Source organism: Cupriavidus consociatus, assembly GCF_017814975.1.
GTDB classification, from domain to species: Bacteria; Pseudomonadota; Gammaproteobacteria; order Burkholderiales; family Burkholderiaceae; genus Cupriavidus; species Cupriavidus consociatus.
Map to the genome: position 1 here is coordinate 1 of NZ_JAGIQA010000083.1, position 5,889 is coordinate 5,889.

General features: G+C 58.4%; 1 protein-coding gene and 7 pseudogenes. 3 read left to right on the plus strand and 5 right to left on the minus strand.

Going from position 1 to position 5,889, the window contains the following annotated elements:
* A pseudogene (locus tag J8I82_RS37125) lies at nucleotides 1-352 on the plus strand (IS701 family transposase); the annotation flags it as partial.
* Between the two features lie 120 nt (nucleotides 353-472).
* Here J8I82_RS37125 and J8I82_RS37130 read toward each other — a convergent pair.
* A pseudogene (locus J8I82_RS37130) lies at nucleotides 473-823 on the minus strand (transposase); the annotation flags it as partial.
* Nucleotides 824-1,802, minus strand: a pseudogene (locus tag J8I82_RS37135) (IS110 family RNA-guided transposase); the annotation flags it as partial. It abuts the pseudogene before it with no gap.
* A gap of 181 nt (nucleotides 1,803-1,983) precedes the next feature.
* Here J8I82_RS37135 and J8I82_RS37140 point away from each other — a divergent pair.
* Nucleotides 1,984-3,346: pseudogene (locus tag J8I82_RS37140) on the plus strand (IS3 family transposase); the annotation flags it as partial.
* Nucleotides 3,347-3,421: 75 nt separating this feature from the next.
* On the opposite strand, the pseudogene J8I82_RS38895 reads toward J8I82_RS37140, so the two are convergent.
* The 3 genes and pseudogenes from J8I82_RS38895 to J8I82_RS37150 form a co-directional block, all read right to left on the minus strand.
* Nucleotides 3,422-3,616, minus strand: a pseudogene (locus tag J8I82_RS38895) (IS66 family transposase); the annotation flags it as partial.
* A 117-nt stretch (nucleotides 3,617-3,733) separates the two neighbouring features.
* Nucleotides 3,734-3,859: pseudogene (locus J8I82_RS37145) on the minus strand (IS30 family transposase); the annotation flags it as partial.
* Nucleotides 3,860-3,869: 10 nt separating this feature from the next.
* Nucleotides 3,870-4,523 carry a hypothetical protein gene (locus tag J8I82_RS37150; protein WP_209765559.1) on the minus strand — a complete coding sequence of 218 codons (654 nt, stop codon included), beginning with the start codon at nucleotides 4,521-4,523 and terminating at the stop codon, nucleotides 3,870-3,872.
* A gap of 980 nt (nucleotides 4,524-5,503) precedes the next feature.
* Between J8I82_RS37150 and J8I82_RS37160 the strand changes: the two are divergent.
* Nucleotides 5,504-5,793, plus strand: a pseudogene (locus J8I82_RS37160) (co-chaperone GroES).
* The last annotated feature ends 96 nt before the right edge of the window (nucleotides 5,794-5,889 follow it).

Here is a 5,889-nt window from a genome sequence, read left to right on the forward strand (position 1 = left end):
CGAGTGGCCCGAGGGCGAAGCGGAGCCAACCAAATACTTCTTGTCCACAGCACCAGCCGATGCGCTGATAGAACAACTAGTGTTCGTGACCAAAATGCGTTGGCGTATTGAGCGCGATTACCAGGACTTGAAACAAGACCTCGGTCTTGGTCACTATGAAGGTCGAGGCTGGCGCGGAGTCCACCATCATGCGATGCTGAGTATCGCAGCCTATGGCTTCCTGATGGCCGAACGACTCGCTGCGGTCAAGTCCGAAGGGAATAAAAAAAACTTCCTCGAACGCCAGATACCTGCGCTTCCCGCTGATTACATCCCCCGTGGCAGCCCTGCGCGCGCAGCGACACGTGACTAATTCAATCACCACACTCCGTCATCAACTTAGCTTCCACCTGATGCGCAGCCTTGGCCTTTGCCCATGTTGCGCGTCTGGCTGATCGATCACATTTGTGACACAGTAAGATTAGAGACCATTTCAAAAAGACGGCTCAGCGCGCCTGAGAATGTTCCAGCAGACGAGAGAACAGCCGAACTTGAGGAGCGCTTCATGAATGTCAGCCCGACGTTCGAAGCGAATGCGAAGACGACGAAAGTTGTGAAGCCACGCATGAGTACGCTCGACAACCCAGCGGAATTTGCCCAGACCACTACCGTGCTCAGTCCGGCGTTTGGCAAGCACCGGTTTGATGCCGCGCTCGCGAAGCCGCTGACGATGTGGCTCGGAATCATAGCCTCGGTCTGCATAGATGACTTTTGGCTTCTGAAGCGGTCGGCCGCGCACGCCGCAAATGGGCGGGATCGCGTCGACGAGCGGCAGCAATTGGGTGTCATGCGCGAGGACTGCCCAGATGGTTCGAGCCATCTTGTTGGCAAGGGCTACGGTGACCACGTTCGACGGTCCTCGTTTCTGCATTTGCTCAGCCCACGCTCCGGCATCCTTCGCGCCGGATAGCACGCTGCGCGCGCCGTGGATCAGGAGCGTGCGCACGTACGTGTCGCCGCGCAGGCTAATTCCCAGTAGCTGGATCTTCCCGCCGGTGCCGGTCTGCTTGGGTACGAGGCCAAGCCAGGCGGCAAACTCGCGGCCGGACTTGAACGCCTTCGCGTTACCCATGCTCGCGACAGTGGCCGTCGCCGTCAGCAAGCCAACGCCTGGGATCGCGGAAATTGTCTTGCACGCCTTGTCCTCTTTTCATCCAGGTTTGCAAACGCCGCTCAATCTGGGCGATTTGCTTGTCAAGGCGCTCAAGGTCATTCCATAGCTCGCGTAACGATTCGATCAGCATCGCTGGCAGACGCTCCGCGAGCCTTGCCAGCACCCCGGGGGTCGCCTTGTCCAGCGCGGCGCGGCTCTTGGCCATCACCTCGCCGTATTCGGATAGTAACCCCCGCAGACTGTTCATCTGCATCGTTCGGAACTTGACCTTTTGTTGCCGCAACCGATGCAACTCCAGTACGGCCTGCTGCGCTTCGGTCTTCACTGCTACGGCTTTGCTGGGCATCTGTGTGGCCATCCAGATCGCACGTGCATCCGCCGGGTCATTTTTATTGCCGATTACGAAAGCCTTGACGAATTTCGCCGGCATCAGCCTTACCTGATGACCCATCTCGGTCAATCGCCGTGCCCAATGCTGTGCGCCACCACACGCCTCCATACCAATCAAACAGGGCTCACGATTCGAAAAATGTTCGAGGAACACGGCGCGCTTGAGTTGCTTGTTGACGACTTCACCTGTGTCAGCATCTCCCCAGTGAAGCTGGAACACATTTTTCGCGATGTCCACCCCGACCGTCATACTCTTCATTTTGACCCTCCGGTGAAGAACTGAGTGACCTGCCTCATTTTGGCCACTTTGGTGCCGTCGGACTGTGAGAAACCACTCACTTTGCAGCCCCCACCTCCGGTAGGTAGGGGCGTTCATTCCATTTGTCGCCTCGATAGAATTTGAACCCTGGGGGCGATAAGAGAGAGAAGTGGCTCGTTAAGGGGAGGATTTCAAGGATCGTGCAGTAAACGCGGTTGCTACCGCCGGAGAGTGCGGCGGTGGAAGTGGTTTCAAGGGAATTGGGTGTGGCAGTGGTCACGCTGGAGCGCTAACGTGCGAACATGGACATCGGCGGCCCGGTTTGAGGCGGTGCTGGCGACGGCTGCGATGGACGAGGCCAGCAAGAACGCCTGGTGCCGTGAGAACGGTGTGTATCCGCAGGAGTTGGAGCAGTGGCGGCGCTGCCGCCACGCAGGCGCTGGCTGAGCCCGAGGATGCGCGTGCCACCCCTCGTGAGACAAAGGCCGATCGGCGCCAACTCGAGCGCGAGCTGCGCTGGCCTGGAAGATCGCCACACGATGGTCCGTCATATCGAAACCGCTCACGCAGGCGGAGCTAGCCTGCGCCTGGCCTGCGAGGTAGCTGGCATCACCGCGCGCTCGCTACAACGCTGGAAGGCCCACGATGGCTTGGTGGGGCGACCGCCGCCCCATGGTCGAGCGTCCCACGCCCGCGCATGCGCTGAGCATCGCGGAGCGCGAACGCATTCTGGCCGTCGCCAACGAGCCGCGCTTTGCCGACACGCCGCCAGCGCGCATCGCGCCCATGCTGGCCGATGAGGGTGTCTACCTGGCCAGCGAATCGAGCTTTGGCCGGGTGCTGCGCGCCCATGGGCAGACTCGGCATCGAGCGCGCCGCGCCAAAGCCGACCACCCACCACACACGTGGCCACGGGGCCGCGCCAACTGTGGTGATGGGACATGACCTATTTGCCCGCCGAGGTCGCTGGGCGCTGATTTTACCTGTACCTGATACTGGACGTGTACAGTCGCAAGATCGTGGGCTTCGAGGTCCACGATCGTGACGACGCCGACCACGCGGCGCATCTCGTCAGCGCACGGCGCTGGCCGAGGGCATTCATGCCATGGCGGCAAAGCCCGTGCTGCACGGAGACAATGGTGCCACGCAAGGCCACCACGGTGCTGGCAATGTTGCACTGGCTAGGCGTCGAGCCTTCGTACTCGCGTCCACGGGTGAGCGACGATAATGCCTTCGTGGAAAGCCTCTTCCGCACGGCCAAGTACCGGCCCGAGTTCCCGTCCAAGGGCTTTGCCGATCTGGCTGCGGCACGTACGTGGGCGGCGCACTTCGTCTACTGGTACAACCACGAGCATCGACACAGCGGTATCCGCTACGTGAGCCCGGCACAGCACCAAGCCGGACAGGACGACACGATTCTAGCCGCTCGCCACGCGCTGTATGTTCAGGCCCGTGAGCACAACCCGCGTCGCTGGTCACGCCACACGCGAGACTGGTCGCCAATTGACACGGTCACGCTTAACCCCGAGCGCGAGATTGCCGTGCCCACCAGTATCAAGCAAAGCAGCCTGACAGCGTTTGGCTGCATGAATGAAGCGACAACTGCCTTGACGCGCGCCGGTCTCGCCGGCATGCAGCACGCGATGCTGCAGAATTGCCCCTTGAGCGCGTCCACCCGTGGCTGTAGTCGCACGCCGCACATGTCAACCCATTGCGCGAGCGTGGCCCGAGGAATGGCCAGGCCTCGCATCGAAGATGCGCTCCTGCCGACATAGAGGCAAGGAATCGTTGCATTTGGCTACCAGCATCTCGGCGGGACGGACTTCTGGCTCTCATCGACAGCCGCTTCGCCAAATTGTAGCCCTGCTGCCATCCCAAAGGGTGTACCTTCCGGCCGTTTGAGGGTGTCAGCGATGGCGTCAAAGTCCCCCCTGCGAGTACACAGACAAATCGTTGCCCTTGGGCAGATACTGGCCCAACAGACCATTGGGGTTCTCCCAGGCGCTATGTTGGGAGCAGGAGTACACGTGCACGCTGGTCGAAGAGCTGAGCTCGGCGCGGCACCCCCTACAGACCGTTGGCCTCCCAGCCATTATTGGTGAGCGTCAAGTCATGCGTCTTCTGCTGCTTGCCCGCGTTAGCGATAGTGTACTGCAGGCCAAGGTATGCTTTCTGGACGGCCGGATTCATGGCCCATTCAGCAAGATTGTCAATCTTGTATGTGTAGGTGACCTGCTCTTGCTGAGGACCCCTAAGGTTCATCGGCGTGTCCCATTTGACAATCTTATCCAGCGCCGCTTTGCCAAAACAAAGATCGCCGACTTCCGGCGAGCCCCCCACCGCGGACGTTGACTGCTCCCTATAGTATCTTCTACCAATTTCACTGAGGACGTATCGCTTCACATTATAAGCATGACCATTCGGTTTGCCGTCGTAGCGTAGTTGATCAACGACGATATCCGATTCCGAAGCGAGCCCCGCCGCAACAAGCGCATCCAGATATTTTGCAGGGCTATCCCGCTTCATGACTTTCGAAACTTCTATTTTCTCGACAGGAATGTCAGTCGGCCATTGCAGCAGCGTCAGGCAGAGATCCCCATGCTTATCGAGATACTGATTGACTGCGGCGGCGAAATTTTCTTCGCTCGCGTCATGTTTGTTACCGCAGGCAACGACCAGCGTCGCTGCAAACAGTAACATTGGCAACGCGGGGTTCTTCATGATTCCAGGGCTTCCTCTTATTCCTCGTAAATGGGAACGGCGCACGTGTTAATCGTTATCATGAACTGCACATTGTTGTAAGTCACGACGTCGACGTCGTGAGGCCTTACCATGGGTGGTCAGTCGGTTAGGACATGTCAGCGACTCTAGAACCCAGAGGGATAACGCAAGTGTCGTGCCACGCAAATTCCAAGACACCCGGCTTTTCATGGTCTCGACGACACTCAATGTCGGTCGCGACGAACAACATTGCTTTGGGGAAATGTCATTTACCGGACATTGCCGCCACCTTTGTGCGGTTGAGGACCGGCCGTTAGGCGAAAAAAGTCCGCAATGCTTCGTGCAGCGGGCCGCATCGATTTCTAGCGCGACCCGGGTCCAAGTATCACGTCGCCACCGACGCCAACGGCACGCCGATCGCGGTCATCCTGACCGGCGTAAATCGTAACTACATCGCCCAACTCCTGGCATAAAGATTGACCAGACCTCGGCTTAGCTTCTGCAAATAGCTTTGGGCTCAGTGCTCGCCACTCTTGGCGAAGAAGGTCGGCTTGGGTCCCCAGTCATGGGGTCAGCGCCGGCGCCCTTGGCCTCGATGCCATTGGGTAGCTTTGGCTGACATCGACGATCCGATCATCCTTGCGCGTCACCACCTGACCCTTGGCCCAGCGGTGATACTTGTATCCCGAGTAAGGTACACGACAAAAGACTCTGGAATATGGAAGCGAATCAGTGGCTACTGCAAAGCGCAGCGCCGTCCAATTATGAAACTGCCTTCATATACAATGGCGAGGTTAATGATTGGCTTTTCGGATGTCGCTGCAATTCGCTGTCTTGAAATGGCCATACCCCCTCTCTATAATTGGCACTCGTCTGAGAAGAGTGCTAAAGCTTTTGCGATATTTGAAATTTTCAGACGACCGTCGCCTCGGTTAGGCCAACTTTTGATTGAACGACCACTTTTGTATTTAGGAGTCCGTATGAACCTGCGTCCTCTGCACGACCGCGTGATCGTGAAGCGTCTGGACAACAAAACCAAGACCGCGTCCGGTATCGTGATTCCCGACAACGCTGCCGAGAAGCCCGATCAAGGCGAAGTGCTCGCCGTCGGTCCCGGCAAGAAGGATGACAAGGGCAACAACATTGTCCTCGACGTCAAGGTGGGGACCGCGTGCTGTTCGGCAAGTATGCCGGCCAGGCCGTGAAGGTCGAAGGCCAGGAACTGCTGGTCATGCGCGAAGAAGACATCATGGCCGTGGTTGCCAAGTAATCGGCTTAACGACACGCAAGCCACCCGTACAGATTTCAGGAGATTTCAAGAATGGCAGCTAAAGACGTAGTGTTCGGCGACGCCGCACGTGCCAAG